We start from the raw sequence: 15,967 nt of genomic DNA, 5'->3' as shown, positions 1-15,967 counted from the left end.
GGGAGAACCGTGGATAGCGAAAGAAACAAGGGAAGTTTGAGTTTCATGCGCACCGTGTAGCGCAAGACTTGTCCGGCGCACAGGACGTCACCCGTGCGTGACGCAATCCAACCGAACCCGTGGGGAATAGGCCCACCTCCGTGGCAGTCTTGCGCGCCATGCGAATCCCCCACGCGCTGTCCCTGGGCGCCGCCGCCCTCCTGGCGCTGTCGGCGCAGGCCGCCGCCCCCAGCCGTCCTTCTCCCACCTTGCCTTCGGGCTACTGGCCGGAGGAGAAGGTGGCCGAAGTCCTCGCCAAGACGCAGGAGGTCCGCCTGTCGCCGGACCTCTCCCGCCTCACGCCCGACGAGCAGGCGGCGGTGAAGGACCTGCTGGAGGTGGGCGCCATCTTCCAGGGCCTGTACGAATCCTCGCGCCACCACCAGGCGCTCCCGGCGCTCGCGAAGCTGGAGGCGCTGGACAAGAAGCTGGGCGGCCCCCAGCGCACGCGGGATCTGCTCACGCTGTACCGCCTGTACCAGGGACCCATCGCCAGCACCCTGAGCAACGCGCGCGAGGCGTTCCTCCCGGTGGACGCGCAGGTGGCCGCGCGCAACGTGTACCCGGTGGACGTGACGCGGGCGGAGGTGGACGCCTTCCTGGCCGCGAACCCCGGCGAGCGCCAGTCCCTGCTGAGTGAGAAGACGGTGGTCCGCCGCGCCACGGCCGCCAACCTGCGCCAGGACGTGAAGGTCCTCCAGGCGCACCCGGTGCTGGACACGCTGCACCCGGGCCTGCGCCAGGCGCTGCAAGCGAAGGCGAAGCGGCCCGACGCCAAGGCGCTCTACGCGGTGCCGTACGCGGTGGCCTACGGGCCGGAGCTGGTGAAGGCCTACGGGCTGGTGATGCGCGCGGCGCAGCGGCTGGAGGCCAGTGACGTGGAGCTGGCGCGCTACCTGCGCAACCGCGCGCGGGACTTGCTCAGCAACGACTACGAGAGCGGCGACGCGGCGTGGGTGACGGGCCGCTTCCAGAAGCTCAACGTGCAGTTGGGCGCGTATGAGACGTATGACGACGCGCTCTTCGGCGTGAAGGCGTTCCACAGCCTTTCGGTGCTGCTGCGCAACGAGCCGGCCACGCAGGAGCTGCGCAAGCGCCTGGGCGGGCTCCAGGCGGTGGAGGACGCGCTGCCCTACGCCGCGAAGAAGCGCGTGCGCGAGGACATCCCCGTGGGCGTCTACGAAGTCATCGCCGACTTCGGCCAGTCGCGCGGCACCAACACCGCGAGCATCCTCCCCAACGACGCGCTCACCGCCCGCCGCTACGGCCGCACCATCCTCCTGCGGGAGAACATCATGCGGAACCCGGAGCTGTTCGCGTCCGACGAGCGCATCTGGCGCGCCGCGGTGGTGGACGCCCACGCCCGGGAGCTGGTCTCCGAGGGCAACTTCCAGCGCACCCTCTGGCACGAGGTGGGCCACTACCTGGGGCCGGACCGTGACCAGAAGGGGCGCACGCTGGACGACGCGCTGGAGGACTACGCGGGCGCCGTGGAGGAGATGAAGGCGGACCTGGTGAGCCTCTTCTCGCTGCAGGCCTTCCACAAGAAGGGCACGCTGGACGCCGCCGGGCTGCGCGCGGTGCAGGCCTCCGGCATCCGCCGCACGCTCCAGAACGTGCGCCCGCGCGAGGACCAGCCCTACCAGCGCATGCAGTTGGTGCAGTTCAACTGGTTCCTGGAGCACGGCCTCATCCAGGCGGACCCGCGGACGGCGCGCCTGAGCATCCAGTACGACAAGTACCCGGCCGTCGTGACGGCGCTGCTGGAGCAGGTGCTCGCGCTCCAGCACGGGGGCGACAAGGCGGCCACCGCGGCCTTCTTCCAGCGGTGGAGCGCCTGGACGCCGGAGCTGCACGAGAAGCTGGCGGCGCGCATCCGCGAGGCGCAGGGCGCCCGCTTCCGGCTGGTCCGTTACGACGCGCTGGGGGACTGAGCTGGAAGCGGGCGGTTCCCGCCGAGGCCCGGGCTCAGGCGTCCGGCGGGAGCACGGGCCGCAGGACGGCGACGCCGTACATACTGGACCGCGCCCCCTGAGTCCCGTGGACCGCGGAGTATTGTGCCTCCGCGTGGATGTACATGCTCACGTCCTCGAGCGCGGAGTCGCCGGTGAACTCATGCACGTACACGCCGCTCGTGTCACGCCCGGTGGCGCCGCCGAGCAGCGCCCAGCTCTCCGGCGCGGACTGCGTCAAGCGATAGCCATCCTCAGTCCGCTCGACGACCACCCAGTGCCCGACGACGTTGGTGGCCGCGCTGCCGTCATTGTTGAGCGGGCGCATGATGACCGCGCTCATCTCCCCGACCTCCATGTCCCCCAAGGACTCGAGGGTGGAGGCGGCGCGTTCAGGGGACAGCGTCTCAACCACGTTGCGGAACTCCACCTCCGCCGCCTCGAAGCGCAGCGGAGATCCGTCCCCGACGTCCAGCTCGACGGGGATGGGCTGCCCGTCCGGCAGCGCCACCTCGGAGATGGCGCCCGGAGCCGGCGTGAGCCCCGCTCTGTAGCCACTGCCCCCCCGCTCACCGAAGGCGCCCGAGTCCACCAACTGCTCCCAGATGGCTTTGGAGGAGCCCACGCCGTGCTCCATCAACACCGCGTCGATGGACTCGGCGGTGGTCCATTGAGGGAGGGCCTCCAGCAGCCGGTCGAACGCGGTGGCCGCGCAGTAGCTCGCGCCCGGCACCGTCTCGGCGACCACCGCGGGGACATCCGCGCTGTAGGACGTCCCGTCCTGGTGACTGACCTCTCCCAGCGGGAGGCCCGCGGGCCCCGGACGAGCGTCCGGCGTCACGGGCGTGAACCCTGGCGCCGTGGGCGTGGGCGTGGGCGGTTGATACTGCACGAGCACCGGGGCCCCCGGTGACTCCCCCGTGAGGTTGGGCCCCCTGGCGCGTGTGCTCCCCGCCAGCTCGAAGGAGGAGCGCCCGGAGTCGAACCGGGCTGCCGCGGGGGCCTGCCCTCGCGCGGGGTTGGCGGTGCTCGCGGTGTTGGAAGCGGCCTTGGGCTGAAGCTGGCGGCGCATGAGCTCCAAGGCCTGGAACTGCGCTGTGGACGACGACGCAATACGAGATGAACTGGACACGACGGACTCCCCCTCTGTGTGACAGCTACCGGGTCCCCCAGGACCCGATGAAACATTCTACGCTGAACAGAAGATTCAACAACACCCCAAGTGAATCAAAACGGACTCTGGGAGCCACTCCACCCAGGGCGTAGGGGGCTGTATTCGCTCCCGTCACTCGCGGCGGCGTCACGGAAGCGGCCGTCAGGGTTCGCGCCCGCACGCGTCGGAGGTGCCCCCCCACACACCGCCACCTTTGATGCGAGGCTTCTGGATGCCAGGCTCCCGACGTCCGTCTCACGCGCGCGCCATCCTCTTCGGCCGGAATCCCACCCAGGACGACCCCTTCGACGTGGAGGCCGACGCGGCCGAAGCGCTCGGGGTCGACACCTACCAGGCCGACCTGGGGGCCCTCCTCTCCGGCAATGCCGAACAGGCACTGTCCACCCTCCCGGAGCGCGGCAGGCTCCGGCTCCTCTACCGCGGCTGGATGTTGACGGAGGAGGAGTACACCGCGCTGGACGAAGCCGTGTCCGCCCTGGGGCACCGGCTGACGACGACGCCCGAGCAGTACGCGGCGGCGCTCTACCTGCCCAACTGGTACCCCCAGCTCTCCCGCTACACCGCCCGCAGCGTCTGGACGGAGGGCACGGACGCGGCGGAGGCCTGGCACGCGGCCCAGGTGCTCGGCCCGCGGCCCTGGCTGGTGAAGGACCATGTGAAGTCGGCCAAGGAGCGCTGGGACGACGCCTGCTTCATCCCCGAGGGCACGACGCAGGCACGCTTCGAGCAGATTTGCGCCAACCTCGTCGACGAGCGCGGAGACCGCTTCGAACGAGGGCTCGTTGTCCGCAAGTTCCTCCCCTTCAAGGAATACGGCCGCACGCCGGCGGGCCCGGCCCACCTCGAGTTCCGGCTCTTCTTCGGAGGCGGCCGGATCCTCGCCGCCGAGCCGTACCACGAGTTCGACGTCGACGTGCCGGACTTCACCGGCTTCGAGCCCCTGGCCCGGCGCATCGACTCGCCCTTCCTCACCCTGGACGTCGCCATGCTCCAGGACGGGGGCTGGGCGGTGGTCGAGGTGAACGACGGCGGCGTCTCCGGACTGCCACCCGGGCTGGACCCGCGCACGCTCTTCGAGGCGCTGCTCGCCTCTCGCTAGACAGCGCGGCGACCGCCACTTTCCGGGACTGCCCCACCCCACGCGGCGGGGGCGTGTGGCGCGCCGAGCGGTGCGCCGCCGCTTTCACCCTCCCCCCGGATGCGCACAGTTTCGGACAGGACCCTATGACCGGGAGGAAGGCATGGCGCAGCCAGGCAGGCGTCGCATGTACCTGGGGGTGGCCGGCACGGCCGTGATGCTGCTGGGAGGCTGTGCCGCCCAGCGCTCCAGCGCGAAGGTGGAGAAGGAGTGGGTGGCGCGCGTCCCGCCCGGCGACCTGGGAAACGTGCGACAGGCGCAGCTCACGGAGGAGCAGGCCCAGGAGCAAATCACCCGCGCCCAGGTGGCCAGCCAGGACGCCGAGGCCGCGCGAGAGGTCGTCCAGCGCAACGAGGACGCCGCGAAGGCCCGCTATGAAGCAGGTGAGGCAGCGCTCGAGGTCGCGCAGGCGACGGGTGACGTCGCGGCCATCGAGCGGGCCCAGAACGCCGCCTGCACGGCCCAGCACGCCCTCACCCTGGCCGAGGCGGAGGCCGCCTGGCGCGACGACGCGGTGACGACGTCGAAGTCCCTGGAGGTCATGCGCCAGCGGGAGCTGGACGTGGCCGACGCCCAGCTCGAACAGGCGGAGTACGAAGCCGTCAACGCCAACGCGGACGTCCGTGCGAAAGAGCTGTCCCCTGGCGACTTCTCCAGCGCCGTCGCCGACGCCCGGCGAAAGGCGGCGGAGCAGCAACAGCAGGTGGACGCCAACCTCCAGCGCGAACAGCAGGCCAAGGCGCGCTGGCAGCAACTGCAGGACCAGGGCTACGGAGGCAGCGGCTCACAGCAGCCCTGAGCCGCGCCTTCACGGGGTAGCGTCCCACGTGACAGCGCGGGCCGGAGCACCGTGCTCCGGCCCGCGCCGCCCATGCCTTCTCATCCGCCTTACTGCACCTCGGGCTCCCGAGGCGCCTTCCACGGGGGCAGGCCCTGCGGACACGCGGGCATCATGTCGAGCCGGCCATAGAGGCCCTGCGTCTCATCGGCGGGCCCCGCGGTGAAGAAGAGCGCCTGGGCGGGCTGGCCCTGCACGCCATTGCCGAAGCTCAGGGCCCAGAGCCCGTCGACCACGACAGGCTGCCCGTCCGGCCGAGTGAGCGCCCCCGCCCAGGCGCCCGAGGCCGGGTCATACGCGTGGATGGTGCCATCTCCGAAGTTGCCCACCAGCAGGTGGTTGCTGAACTGCCCGAAGCCCGCAGGCGCCAGGGCCATGCCCCACGGCGCGTTGAGCGCCCCCTGAGACGCGAACCGCCGCAGCAACTGTCCGTTCAGGTCGAAGGCGTTGATGTAGCCCGCGCCCGCGCCCGGGACGTCATCCGTGAGTCCCGCGTCCTGCTGCGCATACGAGACGTAGAGGGTGCCCTCGACGTTCTGGATGTTGAAGGGCGCGTACCCGGCGGGCAGCGATGGGTCCTCGAAAGCGCCCGGCATCGGCATGCGCGTGAAGCGGGAGTTGAAGACGTCGATTCGCCCGTTCCGGAAGTCCGCCGCGTACAGCATGGCGTCCGCCCCGCTCCCCGCCAGCGCGAGCCCCTTGTACACGGCGCCCGCGGTGGAGTTGTCCGCGACAGTCATCGCCCAGACCTCGTCCACCATGGGTGCCCAGGCGGCCAGGAGGCCCTGCTCCGTGGCGAAGATGAAGCGAGCGGGCCCCGAGACGCCCGTCCCCGTCACGACGAACGCTTCCGAGCCATTGAACACCACACCGGTGGGCGTCCCCGACTCGGCCACGCCAGGCGGCGCGGGGATGCCCACGATGAGGGGTTGCTGGACCCCGTTGCCGTCATAGAGCGACGACGTGCCCGTGCCGTTGTTCGCCACCCACGACACGCCCGTCGGGTTGAAGGCCAGGCCCCACGGGTTGATGAGGTGCGGGTCGACGTACTCCGCGCCCAGCGCGGGACTGTTGGCGACGAGGTTGCGCTGCGTGTATCCGCCCGCCACCGAGCAGTCAGCCGGCGGCGCGGGTGGCATCGCCGCCCTGGCGACCGGCACGGTGAAGACGGCGACGGCCGCGGACAGCACCCCTTGCATCAACGTGGGCCTGCGAGTGTTCATCACGATTCCCCCCCTCTGAGACGGCGAACCGCCGCGTGCTCATTGAGCAACAAGCTGGGAGGGCGTCTTCGGATGAACAACCCGGACTGCTGCCCAGTCGCATTGCACACCGGACGGCAATCACTGGCCCGCGAGGGCGACCCGGACTACTCGCCTCGGGACGCCTTGTCCGCACGCCACCAGTGGCTCATGCGCTCGTGAAGCTCCGCCTCGTAGCCTTCCTTGCTCGGGCGGTAGAAGACGGAACGCTCCAACTGCGCGGGCAGGTACGTCTGCCCGGGCACGTAGTGGTCCTTGAAGTTCCAGGGCGTCTGGTAGCCCTTGCCGTGCCCCAGCTCCTTCATCAGCTCGGTGGGCGCGTTGCGGAGGTGGAGCGGAGGCTCCGCGTTGGGGTGCTCCTGGAGCGCCGCCAGCGCCGCGTCCAGCGCCGCATAGGCACGGTTGCTCTTCTTCGCCGTGGCCAGCAGGACGACGGCGTGCGCCACGCAGATGCGCCCCTCTGGCATGCCCATGGCGTGGAAGGCCTCCTCGCAGTCACGCACGATGCTGATGGCCTCCGGCATCGCCATGCCCACGTCCTCCACGGCGATCACCTTGAGCCGTCGCCACAGGGACGCCACGTCGCCCGTCTGGAGCAGCTTCGCCGCCCAGAAGACGGCGCCCTGGACGTTGGAGCCCCTGCACGACTTCTGCAGCGCGCTCAGCAAGTCGTAGTGCTGGTCCCCATCCTTGTCGTGACGGGACAGGCTGGTGCCCACCGCCTCGCGCGCCGTCTCGGGCAAAATCTCCGCGCCGTCCGCGGTGAGGCTGGCGGCCAGCTCCAACGCCCCCAGCGCCTTGCGCACATCGCCCACGCCGCCCTTCGCCAGCAGCGTCAGCGCCTCGTCTCCCACCGTCAGGTTGCGCGCCCCCAGGCCCCGCTTCGAGTCACCGAGCGCCCGCGTCAGCGCTGACTGGATGTCCGCGACGGTGAGCTCCTTGAGCTGGAACACACGACACCGGCTGACGAGCGCGGGGCGGACCTCGAAGCTGACGTTCTCCGTGGTGGCGCCCAGGAGGACGAAGAGGCCGCTCTCCACGTGGGGCAGCGCCTGCTCCTGCACGTTCTTCGCCCAGCGGTGAATCTCGTCGACGAAGAGGACGGTGCGGCGGCTGTACTGGTTGCGCAGGCGCTCGGCTTCGGCCACCACCTCGCGGATGCGGGGGATGCCGTCCGACACGGCGGAGAGGATGACGAACTCCGCGTCCACCCCGGTGGCCATCATCCGCGCGAGCGTCGTCTTACCCACCCCCGGAGGCCCCCAGAAGAGGGAGGAGACGATGGCCTTGCGCTCGATGAGTTGGCGGAGCGGACGTCCCGGACCCAGCAGATGGGACTGACCGATGAACTCGTCAGGCGTGCGAGGCCGCATCCGCTCCGCCAGGGGCGCGAAGCGATTCACGTCGACGGAGGCGGAGAAGAGGTCGGGACCAGCGCTCATCGGGCCGAAGGCTCCCCCCTCCGTGGCCCAGGGTCAATCATCCGAATCGAGCGGCTCGACGAGCACCTGTCCCAGTGTCAGGTCGTTCAACGCGGTCCGCAGGGCCTCCACCTGGGCGACGGGCAGCTCCAGCCGATACCCCACGGTGGCCGAATACTCCTCCGCCAGCACCTGCGCCTCGTAGGACGGCAGCAGGCGGCGCAGCCCGTCGACGTGGGGGTACTCCACCTCGACGGCCAGTCGCGTCTTGCGCACACGCTCCGTGGTGGGGAGGCTTTCGAGCGCCTGCTGGACGCCGGCGGTGTAGGCGCGCACCAGCCCGCCCTTTCCGAGCAGCGTCCCACCGAAGTACCGGGTGACGACCATGGCCACGTCGCCCACGCCCCCGTGCAGCAGGGCGGTGAGCATGGGCCGGCCGGCCGTCCCATGGGGCTCGCCGTCGTCGCTCATGCCCACCTGGGCGGTGGAGCCCGGAGGCCCGACGACGAAGGCCCAGCAGTTGTGGGTGGCGTCGGCGAACTCCGCGCGGACGCGGGCGATGAAGGCCTTCGCCTCCTCCACGGTGGGCGTGTGGGCGGCCGTGGTGATGAAGCGGCTCTTCTGGATGTCCTGCTCCACCCGGTGGAGCCCGGCCGGGATGGGGTAGCGCTTCTCGTCCATGGGTGTGTTGGAACAGTGTCACATATCCCAGGCCGCCTGGAGCTCACGCCTGACGCAGCACCAGCAGCCGAAGCTCCGCCATGTCCTCCATGGCGTACTTCACGCCCTCGCGGCCGAGGCCCGAGCCCTTCACGCCCCCGTAGGGCATGGTGTCGACGCGGAAGCTCGGCACGTCGCCGACGACGACGCCCCCCACCTCCAGCTCGTCCCAGGCCTTCATCGCCCGCGACAGGTCCTGTGTGAAGAGGCCCGCCTGGAGTCCGAAGCGCCCGCTGTTCACCTGCGCCAAGGCTTCGTCGAAGCTGTCAAAGGGCTGGAGCAGGACGACCGGGCCGAAGGCCTCCTCGCTGCTCAGCGACGCATCCTCGGGGACCCCCTCCAGCACCGTCGCGTCGAGCACCGGGCCACGCCGTCCGCCTCCCGCGAGGACCCGCGCCCCGCGCTGCACGGCCTGCTGAATCCAGCCCTCCAGGCGCCGCGCCGCGGGCTCGTCAATCATGGGACCCAGCGTCGTGGCCTCATCCGACGGGTTGCCCGGCCGCAGCGCCTTCGCCCGTTCGACGAGCCGCTCCCGGAGCGCGTCGTACAGCGACGCATGGACCAGCACGCGCTGCACCGAGATGCAGCTCTGCCCGGCCTGGAAGAAGGCCCCCTGCGCCACCCGGTCCGCGATGAAGTCCAGCGGCGCGCCCGGCGCCTCGTCCACCACGCAGGCCGCGTTGCCGCCCAGCTCCAGCACCACCTTCTTCCGGCCCGCCCGCGCCTTCAGCTCCCACCCCACCTTCTCCGAGCCCGTGAACGAGAGCAGCTTCAGCCGGTCGTCCTCGATGAGCGGCGCGATGTCCTCCAGCCGCACAGGCAGCACGGAGAAGGCCCCCTCGGGCAGCTCCGTCTCCGCCAGCACCTCCGCCATGATGAGCGCGCTCACCGGCGTGCGGTCCGACGGCTTGAGGATGAACGGGCAGCCCGCGGCGATGGCCGGCGCCACCTTGTGCGCCACCAGGTTGAGCGGGAAGTTGAACGGGGTGATGAACGAGCACGGCCCCACCGGCACGCGCTGGGTGAAGCCCCGGTAGCCCGCAGCGCGCTTCGACACCTCCAGGTTCAGCACCTCGCCCCCGCCGCGCACGGCCTCCTCGGCGGCGGCCTTGAAGGTCTCAATGAGCCGGTCCACCTCCCCCCGCGCGTCGCGCAGCGGCTTGCCCGCTTCGATGCAGAGCGCCAGCGCCAGCTCCTCCGCGCGCTCGCGGAAGCGGCGCACGCAGTGTTCGAGCACCGCCTGCCTCGCGTAGGGCGCCAGCTTCCGCATGGGCTCGGCCGCGCGGACGGCGGCGGCGATGGCTTCCTCGACAGCCGCGGCATCCGCGACCGCGACGTGCGTCACGACCTCGCCCGAGTACTTGTGGGTGACGGCCAGCTCCGCGTTGGGCTGCCGGGGACGGTTGGCCAGGTAGTACGGGTAACGTTCAGCCAGCATGGTGTTCCTCCAGTGTTCGCGAACCGTCGCTCCTTCTCAGAGCGCGGCGAGCTCCTCCGCACCCGCGCCGAGCGCTCGTGCGTTGTCCGAGTAGTCGATGGGCACGTCGATGACGTGGACGCCGCTCGACGACAGGCAGCGAGCCAGCGTGGCGCCGAACTCCGTCGCGCTGGTCGGCCGGTGGCCATGGGCTCCATACGCCTCCGCGTAGCGCACGAAGTCCGGGTTCCCCAGCGCCATGCCGAAGTCCGGCAGGCCCATCTCCCCCTGCTTCCAGCGAATCATCCCGTAGCCGTCGTCGCGCACGACGACCACCGTCAGGTCCAGCCCCAGCCGGACGGCCGTCTCCAGCTCCTGCGAGTTCATCATGAACCCGCCGTCCCCGCAGACCGCCACCACCTTGCGGCGGGGATGCACCAGCTTCGCCGCGATGGCCGAAGGCAGCCCCGCTCCCATCGTCGCCAGCGCGTTGTCGAGCAGCAGCGTGTTGGGCCGGCGCGTGCGGTAGTAGCGAGCGAACCACAGCTTGTACATGCCGTTGTCCAGGCACACGACGCCGTCGTCCGCCAGCGCGCGCCGCAGCTCGGCGACGAGCCGCGCGGGGTAGATGGGGAAGCGGTCGTCATCCCCACCGTGCGCGAGCTGCGCCTCGAGCCCCGCGCGGAACTTCTCGAAGGGCGCGAAGTCCCAGTGCGCACGCTGCCCCAGCCCTTCACCGATGCGCCACACCGCGTTCGCGATGTCGCCCGTCACCTCCAGCTGCGGGAAGTACACGGGGTCCACCGCCGCCGACGAGAAGTTGAGATGCACCACGGTGCGGCGGCTGTCGCGCATGAAGAACGGCGGCTTCTCGATGACGTCGTGGCCCACGTTGATGATGCAGTCCGAGGCCTCGATGGCGCGGTGGACGAAGTCCCCTTCCGACAGCGCCGCCGTGCCCATCCACAGGGGATGCGACTCGTCCACGACGCCCTTCCCCATCTGCGTGCTGAAGAAGGGGATGCCCGTCTTGTCCACGAAGACGCGGAGCATCTCCGACGTGAGCTTGCGGTTGGCGCCCGCGCCAATCATCAGCAAGGGCCGGCGAGCGGAGGCAATCGCCTCGACGGCCAGCGCGATGGAGGCCTCGTCCGCCACGGGCCGGCGCTGGGCGCTGGGCGCCAGCAGCGGGGCGTCCGTCTGCTCCCGGGCCACGTCCTCTGGCAGCTCCAGGTGCGTCGCGCCGGGGCGCTCCTCCTCGGCGCGGCGGAACGCCTCACGCACGGCCGAAGGGACATGCTCCGCCGACACGAGCGTGCGCGTCAGCTTCGTCAGCGGGCGCATCATCCCCACCACGTCGACAATCTGGAAGTGGCCCTGCTTGCCGGCCCGGATGGGCTTCTGCCCGGTGACCATCACCATGGGCATGGCGCCGAGCTGCGCATAGGCGGCGGCCGTGACGAGGTTGGTCGCCCCGGGCCCCAGCGTCGACAGGACGACGCCCGCGCGGCCAGTGAGCCGCCCATACGTGGCCGCCATGAAGCCCGCGGCCTGCTCATGACGGGTGAGCACCAACCGCATGCCCGCGGCCCGCATGGCCTCGATGACGTCCAGGTTCTCCTCTCCCGGAAGTCCGAAGACGCTGCGCACGCCCTCCGCTTCCAACGCTTTGACGAACAGGTCTGCTGCCTTCATCGGGTGCCTCCTTCGCGACCTCGCGATGGGAGAACACTTACCCGCGGGCCATGATTGGTACATTCGTTTGTTCCCATGGCTTCGATAGGCAGCGCCTATGATTGCGCCATGGAACTGCGCCACCTCCGGTACTTCTCCGCCGTCGCGGACACCCTGCACTTCGGGCGAGCCGCCAGGCGCGTCCACGTCTCACAGCCCACGCTGTCACAGCAGGTTCGCCAGCTCGAGGAGGAGCTCGGCGCGCCCCTCTTCGAGCGCGCCCGGAGCGGCGTGCGGCTGACGCAGGCGGGCGAGCTGTTTCGCACCTACGCCTCGCGGGCGCTGGAGGACGTGGACGCGGGCAGGGTCGCCGTGGGCGCGCTGCGGGGCCTCACCACCGGCGCCCTGCGCGTGGGCTACCCGCCCAGCATGCGCGGCGTCGTGTTGCCCGCGCTCTCCGCCGTGCTGCGCAAGCACCCGGGGCTGGTGCTGAGCGCCGAGGAGGCCGTGGTGCGGCGGGTGGAGCGGCGGCTGGCGGATGGCCGGCTCGACGTGGGGCTGGGCTACGCCCCCGCGCGCTCACCGGACCTGGAGGCGGAGCCCGTCTTCGACAGCAAGCTGGCGCTGGTGGTCGCCAAGGGACATGCCCTGGCGAAGCTGGAGGCCGTGGGCGCCAGGCCCCTGGCCCAGGAGCCCTTCGCGCTGCTGTCCCAAGGGCTGCGCGTGCGCGCGCGCGTGGATGCATACTTCGCCGCCCTTCGGATTGCCCCGCACGTGGCGCTGGAGTCGAACGCAGTGGCCACGGTGCTGGCCACCGTCAGCGCGGGGCTCGCGGTGACGGTGCTCCCGGAGCCTCAACTCGCGGAGGCCGCGGGGCTGGTGGTGAAGCGGCTCTCCCCCGCGCCCCGGGCCGAGCTGGCGGCGCTCCTGTGGCGAAGAGGGGCGCCGCGCACGCCCGCCGCGGAGCTGTTCGCGGACGAGGTGCGCGGCGCCAGACGCCCGAGCAGACGATGAGCCCGCTTCAGCGCGTGTCGGGGAGCTGCGTGTACTCGTGGAAGTTGCCGTGCAGCCGCTCGCCGGGTTCGCCCTCGGTGACGGCCTGGACCAGGTACCTGCCGCCCACGAAGCACCCCTTCCACGAGCCGCCGATGCCGCCGAAGACCTCGTCCCGGTCGCCGCGCGAGCGCGGGGCGTTGTGGCCCACCTTGAAGGCGCGCAGCTCGGTGGAGATGCGCTTGCACGTGTCGGGCTCATCGCAGGCGATGGAGGCCACCAGCGAGCCGTTGGACACGTTCATCTCCGCGACGAGCTCCTCCTCGCTGTCCACGACCACGAGCGTGTCCACGGGGCCGAAGGGCTCGCCGTGGTAGAGCTTGCAGTTGCGCGGCACGTGCAGCAGCGCGTGCGGGGCCAGGTACGCGGAGACGTCCTGGTCCGGCAGGAAGCGCTCGGAGTCCAGCCTCCCGGCGAAGAGGGGCACGGCGCCGCGGCCCTCCGCCTCGCTCATCAGGCCGTGCAGCTCCTCCACCTTCTGGCTGTTGATGAGCGGGCCGAAGTCCAGCGCGGGAGGCTCGCCCTCCGGCGTCTCCGCCAGCAGCGGGTGCCCCACCTTCAGGGCGGAGACGACGGGCAGGTACGTCTCCAGGAAGCGCGGCATGAGGCTCCGCTCCACGACGAAGCGCGGGTACGCGGTGCAGCGCTGCTTGCCGTACTCGAAGCCCTTCTTGAGCTGCTTCGCCAGCCCGTCCCAGTCGCTGAAGTGCCAGATGCCGTAGGCGTTCACCCCCTCCATCTCCAGCATGTAGCGCTTGTTGCGGTCATAGAGGCTGGCCGCGATGTCCCGTCCGTTCGCCTTTCCGCCCACGAAGGACAGGCAGGCGATTTCGGGGTTGCGCACCAGCGCGTCGCTGAGCTGTCCGCCCGAGCCGCTGATGAGCGACACGGGCAGCCCGCAGCGGCGCGCGAGCGCCATGCAGAGCGTCAGCGAGTAGAGCCCCCCATCCGTGGGCGTCTTGGCGATGGCGCTGTTGCCCGCGAGCACCTGAACCAGCACCGCGTGGACCAGCACCGACAGCGGGTAGTTCCACGAGGCGATGTTGGAGATGAGCCCCAGCGGGCGGCGGCCCTCCACCATGGGCTCGATTTGGGCGACGTACCACTCCACGCCGGTGATACAGCGGTCCACGCTGACGCGGGCTTGAGGCACGGGCTTGCCAATCTCCCAGGCCAGGATGAGGGCCAGCAGCTCGCGCTGCTCACGCAGCATGGCCAGGCACTGGGTGACGCGCTCCTTGCGCGCATCGAGGTCCTGGTGGGCCCAGCTCCGCGCCTCCTTGGCGGCGGCGCTCGCGGCGGCACGCGCGGTGTTCGCATCAATCATGGGCAGACGGCCCAGGACGGTGCCGTCCACCGGGGACAGGTAGGGCTTTCCCTTTCCGGGCTGCCCCCACTCCCCCGCGATGAGGTTGAGCACTCGCCCAGACGGGTCGAAAGCCTCGGGAACGAGCGCCCGGATTCGACGCTCCAGATTCGACCACTCCGCGTAAGCAGGCACCGCACTCGCCATGGGCACGCCCTCCCCCAGTAGGAGACCAGGCCGACACTCCACCCGGCATCGGCTCATTGCGTCAAGGTGATGGCCAGTGAGGCGCGCGGCAACCGCCGCCCCGAGGCCACGGGTTGCGTCGCCTTTCGCGCGCTGCGCCTCCTGGATTTCTTCCCAGCGCGCAGAACTGACCTGGCAGATTCCGGTGCAAACTAACTACCCAGCAAGTAGCCTCCATCTGCATGGGGCTCCCTTTCCTGAATCCGGCCCGCCTCCCGCCAGGGACTCGGGTGGGCCCGTGGCGCCTCATGGACCTGAGAGGCAAAGGCACCTATGGCGCCGTCTACCGGGCCCGGGACTTCACGGGCATGAACACCGTGGCCCTCAAGCTGGCCCTGCATTCCCGGGATGAACGCTTCGCGCGCGAGGCCGAGCTGCTGTCGCGCATCCGCCACCCCGCCGTTCCCCGGCTGCGCGCGAGCGGACAGTGGCAACCCGCCAAGGGGCCGCCCCACCCCTACCTCGCGATGGACTGGGTGGAGGGCACGCCGCTCTACGACTGGGCCAGCGAGCACCGCCCCACGTCGCGGCAGGTGATGGCGCTGCTCGCGAGGCTGGCGCGGGCGCTGGAAGCCACTCACGCCGTCGGAGGACTGCACCGGGACGTCAAAGGGCACAACGTGGTGGTGCGCGAGGCCGACGGGCAGGCGTTCCTCATGGACTTCGGCTCCAGTCACTTCGTGGGCGCCGCGACGCAGACGTGCTCGCCATTCCCGCCGGGGACGCCGGCCTACCGCTCCCCTGAGGCCTGGCGCTTCGCGGCGGGTGCCTCCGCGTCTCCGTATGCGCCGGGACAGGCGGATGACGTCTTCGCGCTGGGGGTCACCGCGTTCCGGATGATTACGGGGCGGTATCCACCGTCAACCCACCCCGACGTGGCCGAGTCGCGGTGCTGGCATACCGAAGGGGCACGGGCCCCGTCCCCGCGAGACGTCAACGGGCGCTGCGGTCCGGAGTTGAGCGCGCTGGTGTCGCGGATGCTCTCCCCAGGCTTTCACGCGCGAGGCAGCGCCCGCGAGCTGGCGGAGGCGCTGGAGTCGGCGGTGGCACGGGCGGGCGCGAAGTCGGATGTGCCACTCCTGGTGGGAGGTGCCCCGCGCGCCCGTGCGTCGGCGCAGTGGAATGAACGTTCCTTCCGCTATCGAGTTCGACGGCTCCGGTGGCCGTGGGTCGCCATCATCGGACTGGGAGGGCCCCTGGTGCTGAGCCTCGGCTGGCGACCCCGCGCGGGCGCCTCGGTCGAAGTCGGTCCCCTGCCGACGGCGATGTCCGTGGAGGCAACCGACGGAGGCACGGTGGCGGTGGGAGACAGCGTGTTCGCGGCCCCGGCATCCCCCGTTCAGGCCCCCGTCGCATGGTCAACCATTGGCCTGGAGATGCCACCCCGACCCTTTCCCGGGCAGACCCGGCCAGACGCATCCGGACGGTGCCCACGCAAGCTCCAAGTCCCCATCAATGGTGGCTGCTGGGTGAAGTTGGCCGTCGATAACCTGAAGGACTGCGACGAGGATGGGTATGTCCACAAGGGCGCCTGCTATGGCCCTGCCTTCCCCCCCATGCGCCCCGCAACGTCGAGCCCTACGCGCCATTGAGGAGCGGACCACGGCGCCCCCCCTGGCCAACAGCCACGCACTGACAGCGCGCGCCGCGAATCGCGCAGCGGAGGAGGCGCCCCGAGCTGACAAGCGCCAGGACCAAGGCGCGCGGAGTAGGGGCCGATTGCCCGC

Annotated in this window: 12 protein-coding genes; 5 read left to right on the top strand and 7 right to left on the bottom strand. The window is 70.7% G+C overall.

The annotated features are described in order from the left end of the window. Window positions 1–158: 158 nt before the first annotated feature. Entirely contained in the window at window positions 159–1,973 is a 1,815-nt protein-coding gene (locus tag HV824_RS09050; protein WP_176423084.1) for an NUDIX hydrolase, read from the top strand. 34 nt (window positions 1,974–2,007) lie between these two features. On the opposite strand, the gene HV824_RS09045 is transcribed toward HV824_RS09050, so the two are convergent. Further along, complete coding sequence (locus tag HV824_RS09045; RefSeq protein ID WP_176423083.1) at window positions 2,008–3,063, bottom strand: hypothetical protein; 1,056 nt, start codon at window positions 3,061–3,063, stop codon at window positions 2,008–2,010. Between the two features lie 313 nt (window positions 3,064–3,376). Between HV824_RS09045 and HV824_RS09040 the strand changes: the two genes are divergently transcribed. Together HV824_RS09040 and HV824_RS09035 are read left to right on the top strand one after the other, a co-directional pair. Then, window positions 3,377–4,264: an ATP-grasp domain-containing protein gene (locus tag HV824_RS09040; RefSeq protein ID WP_176417157.1), complete on the top strand. Its 888-nt coding sequence runs from the start codon at window positions 3,377–3,379 to the stop codon at window positions 4,262–4,264. 142 nt (window positions 4,265–4,406) lie between these two features. Beyond that, on the top strand, window positions 4,407–5,102 hold the full coding sequence (locus HV824_RS09035; RefSeq protein WP_176423082.1) for a hypothetical protein: 696 nt from the start codon (window positions 4,407–4,409) through the stop codon (window positions 5,100–5,102). A gap of 89 nt (window positions 5,103–5,191) precedes the next feature. On the opposite strand, the gene HV824_RS09030 is transcribed toward HV824_RS09035, so the two are convergent. The 5 genes from HV824_RS09030 to HV824_RS09010 all read right to left on the bottom strand — a co-directional run bounded on the left by HV824_RS09030 (window position 5,192) and on the right by HV824_RS09010 (window position 11,656). Further along, the gene (locus HV824_RS09030) at window positions 5,192–6,364 is read right to left on the bottom strand and encodes a TIGR03118 family protein (RefSeq protein ID WP_176423081.1); all 1,173 of its coding nucleotides are present in this window, start codon (window positions 6,362–6,364) and stop codon (window positions 5,192–5,194) included. 146 nt (window positions 6,365–6,510) lie between these two features. After that, window positions 6,511–7,845: a replication-associated recombination protein A gene (locus HV824_RS09025; RefSeq protein WP_176423080.1), complete on the bottom strand. Its 1,335-nt coding sequence runs from the start codon at window positions 7,843–7,845 to the stop codon at window positions 6,511–6,513. Window positions 7,846–7,878: 33 nt separating this feature from the next. Continuing rightward, a complete protein-coding gene (locus HV824_RS09020) occupies window positions 7,879–8,505 on the bottom strand; it encodes a YigZ family protein (RefSeq protein ID WP_176423079.1) in 627 nt (208 codons plus the stop codon). Between the two features lie 43 nt (window positions 8,506–8,548). Then, complete coding sequence (locus HV824_RS09015) at window positions 8,549–9,982, bottom strand: aldehyde dehydrogenase family protein (RefSeq protein WP_176423078.1); 1,434 nt, start codon at window positions 9,980–9,982, stop codon at window positions 8,549–8,551. 36 nt (window positions 9,983–10,018) lie between these two features. Further along, window positions 10,019–11,656, bottom strand: coding sequence for an acetolactate synthase large subunit (locus HV824_RS09010; RefSeq protein ID WP_176417151.1), 1,638 nt, complete (start codon window positions 11,654–11,656; stop codon window positions 10,019–10,021). A gap of 108 nt (window positions 11,657–11,764) precedes the next feature. On the opposite strand from HV824_RS09010, the gene HV824_RS09005 reads away from it, so the two are divergent. After that, complete coding sequence (locus HV824_RS09005; RefSeq protein ID WP_176423077.1) at window positions 11,765–12,649, top strand: LysR substrate-binding domain-containing protein; 885 nt, start codon at window positions 11,765–11,767, stop codon at window positions 12,647–12,649. Between the two features lie 7 nt (window positions 12,650–12,656). Here HV824_RS09005 and HV824_RS09000 read toward each other — a convergent pair whose 3' ends face one another. After that, a complete protein-coding gene (locus HV824_RS09000; RefSeq protein ID WP_176423076.1) occupies window positions 12,657–14,201 on the bottom strand; it encodes an aldehyde dehydrogenase family protein in 1,545 nt (514 codons plus the stop codon). Between the two features lie 287 nt (window positions 14,202–14,488). Between HV824_RS09000 and HV824_RS08995 the strand changes: the two genes are divergently transcribed. After that, window positions 14,489–15,832, top strand: a complete 1,344-nt coding sequence (locus tag HV824_RS08995) for a serine/threonine-protein kinase (RefSeq protein ID WP_176417148.1) — start codon at window positions 14,489–14,491, stop codon at window positions 15,830–15,832. Window positions 15,833–15,967 lie beyond the last annotated feature (135 nt).

The sequence above is a fragment of the Myxococcus sp. AM009 genome (genome assembly GCF_013372605.1).
In the GTDB taxonomy this organism is placed as follows: domain Bacteria; phylum Myxococcota; class Myxococcia; order Myxococcales; family Myxococcaceae; genus Myxococcus; species Myxococcus vastator.
The sequence above is the reverse complement of the archived record's forward strand: the minus strand, read 5'-3'. Positions and strand labels throughout refer to the sequence as shown.

Excerpts from the sequence above, each read along its gene's own strand:
- HV824_RS09050 (WP_176423084.1), top strand. The coding sequence starts at position 159 with ATGCGAATCCCCCACGCGCTGTCCCTGGGCGCCGCCGCCCTCCTGGCG.
- HV824_RS09045 (WP_176423083.1), bottom strand. The coding sequence starts at position 3,063 with ATGCGCCGCCAGCTTCAGCCCAAGGCCGCTTCCAACACCGCGAGCACC.
- HV824_RS09040 (WP_176417157.1), top strand. The coding sequence starts at position 3,377 with ATGCCAGGCTCCCGACGTCCGTCTCACGCGCGCGCCATCCTCTTCGGC.
- HV824_RS09035 (WP_176423082.1), top strand. The coding sequence starts at position 4,407 with ATGGCGCAGCCAGGCAGGCGTCGCATGTACCTGGGGGTGGCCGGCACG.
- HV824_RS09030 (WP_176423081.1), bottom strand. The coding sequence starts at position 6,364 with ATGAACACTCGCAGGCCCACGTTGATGCAAGGGGTGCTGTCCGCGGCC.
- HV824_RS09025 (WP_176423080.1), bottom strand. The coding sequence starts at position 7,845 with ATGAGCGCTGGTCCCGACCTCTTCTCCGCCTCCGTCGACGTGAATCGC.
- HV824_RS09020 (WP_176423079.1), bottom strand. The coding sequence starts at position 8,505 with ATGGACGAGAAGCGCTACCCCATCCCGGCCGGGCTCCACCGGGTGGAG.
- HV824_RS09015 (WP_176423078.1), bottom strand. The coding sequence starts at position 9,982 with ATGCTGGCTGAACGTTACCCGTACTACCTGGCCAACCGTCCCCGGCAG.
- HV824_RS09010 (WP_176417151.1), bottom strand. The coding sequence starts at position 11,656 with ATGAAGGCAGCAGACCTGTTCGTCAAAGCGTTGGAAGCGGAGGGCGTG.
- HV824_RS09005 (WP_176423077.1), top strand. The coding sequence starts at position 11,765 with ATGGAACTGCGCCACCTCCGGTACTTCTCCGCCGTCGCGGACACCCTG.
- HV824_RS09000 (WP_176423076.1), bottom strand. The coding sequence starts at position 14,201 with ATGGCGAGTGCGGTGCCTGCTTACGCGGAGTGGTCGAATCTGGAGCGT.
- HV824_RS08995 (WP_176417148.1), top strand. The coding sequence starts at position 14,489 with ATGGACCTGAGAGGCAAAGGCACCTATGGCGCCGTCTACCGGGCCCGG.